General features: G+C 44.7%; 3 protein-coding genes. 1 reads left to right on the top strand and 2 read right to left on the bottom strand.

Annotated elements, in window-relative coordinates:
* The first annotated feature begins 62 nt into the window (after window positions 1-62).
* Window positions 63-329: a hypothetical protein gene (locus PX636_RS03230; RefSeq protein WP_002773197.1), complete on the top strand. Its 267-nt coding sequence runs from the start codon at window positions 63-65 to the stop codon at window positions 327-329.
* A gap of 200 nt (window positions 330-529) precedes the next feature.
* On the opposite strand, the gene PX636_RS03225 is transcribed toward PX636_RS03230, so the two are convergent.
* Together PX636_RS03225 and PX636_RS03220 are read right to left on the bottom strand one after the other, a co-directional pair.
* On the bottom strand, window positions 530-886 hold the full coding sequence (locus PX636_RS03225; RefSeq protein ID WP_002747572.1) for an iron-sulfur cluster assembly accessory protein: 357 nt from the start codon (window positions 884-886) through the stop codon (window positions 530-532).
* A 301-nt stretch (window positions 887-1,187) separates the two neighbouring features.
* Window positions 1,188-1,577: a DUF8738 domain-containing protein gene (locus PX636_RS03220; RefSeq protein WP_288116206.1), complete on the bottom strand. Its 390-nt coding sequence runs from the start codon at window positions 1,575-1,577 to the stop codon at window positions 1,188-1,190.
* Between the last annotated feature and the right edge of the window lie 247 nt (window positions 1,578-1,824).

Here is a 1,824-nt window from a genome sequence, read left to right as displayed (position 1 = left end):
GATAATGGGGATAAAAATTAAAATCCTTGGTAGTCACCGATGACTGATAACTGGTAACTGAAATGACCCCCCAAGCAATCCCTAAACTCAATCACTTGCCCTCTGCCCTAGCCAGAGAGGGAGCCGTCTGCCTAGAATTAGAAGATGGAGTTGCTATATTTCGAGCCTCCACTGCCGTTCAGACTCGGATTGAAGAATTACTCCAACTAGAGAAAGAATCAGCAATTACCCCCGCACAAAAGCAAGAACTCGATGCCTACGAAGAAATTGACGACTACCTCAGCTTTGTCAATCGTACCTTGCGGAATCTCAGCAAAAACCCCTCTTGATGTCTAAAAAGTTTTCCTCAGATTATTATCGTCTCTGATTCAGAGCAGGGTATCTAGCCTAAAAATGAAGGGTTCGCAGGCAGGCACGGATTCCCATTATACAAAAAGTATATGTCAAGTCTCCGATTTTGTCAAGGGTTTTGGCAAAAAAAAATCGCCTCTGGGAGGCGGAGGTGAAAGGTATCACCCCAGAGAAATAATTAAACGCCAAAAGACTTACCACAGCCACAGGTTTGACTGGCGTTGGGATTAGTGAATTGGAACCCACCGCCGATCATCGCGTTGCTGTAATCTAACATGAGACCGTAGAGATAGAGCAGACTTTTTTTATCAGAGACAATTTTAAAGCCATCGTAATCGAAAACCTCATCTTGGGGGCCAATATTGCTAGGATGCTCAAAATCCATCATATAGGACATTCCCGAACAACCACCTTGACGCACACCCACGCGCAGACATAAATCCTTGCCCTGTTGCTCTTTGAGCATGGTAAGGTGTTTGAGGGCAGCCTCACTGAGTAAAATTCCTTTTCCTTGAATCTGAGTAGCTTGTGTCATCTTTAGCAGGAACTCCTAAACGCAGTTGAAGGGGACATATAAAACTTTACCTTCTCCTATCCATCTTAACGATAGTTGAGGGCTGATGACCGAATTACTTCTTACTTTTCCCAGTATCGCGGGAGTTTTAGGGCAAAAAGAAGCAAAAAACTGGGATTATTAATTAAATAGGATTGCCAGAGACGACTAGATTCTTGAAACAAACCCTAGAGCCATTCTAAGCCGATTTTCATCACCCAACGGACAGGACAGCGCTGCTTTGAGGATGCCGAAAAAGCAGCCGGAAAAGAGCCAAAGAAATTTACTTTTCTAAGCGAAGATTAGCGCCGCTGCTATCGGTGCGATAAACCCAAGTTTTTTGGTTATCAGTCAGAATAATTCGCCATCCTTGCACCAGTGCTTGAGTACAGAATTCTCCCGGTTTAGCTAATCCTAAACAACCATCGGGCCAGGTTTGTGGTTGTGCTGCTTGAATTTGCAAGCGATTAACCGATATCTTGGTTTTCCGACTCAAATCTTGACGGGTGGCGGCGATAACCGAATTAGGTGGCTCAGGAGATGCTAAACTAGGTGGCGCTAAGAGGAGAGAAAGCAGACTCATTAGCATTAAAAAGCCAGTTGCTCCCTGAATAATTCTCGTTTTACCGATTTCTACTTGCTGGCTTTGGCTAAAATTTCTTCTAGATATCATCTTGAGTGCTGCCTCTTTCTGGGGGGTGATAGTCTGATCAAATTTTCGTTTCCGTCCCCTTGCGGGGTAATGGTTATCGGGAATCCAATTCTCTACTAAAACATCATGAAAAGCGATAACGAGTTTCCGTACCCTTGCGGGGTAATGGTTATCGGAAATTGCGAGTTTACCGGATTTGAGTACCGACGGCGAAGCGGGGTTTCCGTCCCCTTGCGGGGTAATGCTTATCGGAAATCCTATAGCTTGG

The sequence above is a fragment of the Microcystis sp. M53598_WE2 genome (genome assembly GCF_030067735.1).
GTDB lineage: Bacteria > Cyanobacteriota > Cyanobacteriia > Cyanobacteriales > Microcystaceae > Microcystis > Microcystis aeruginosa.
This window is presented reverse-complemented; position numbering and strand designations above follow the sequence as displayed.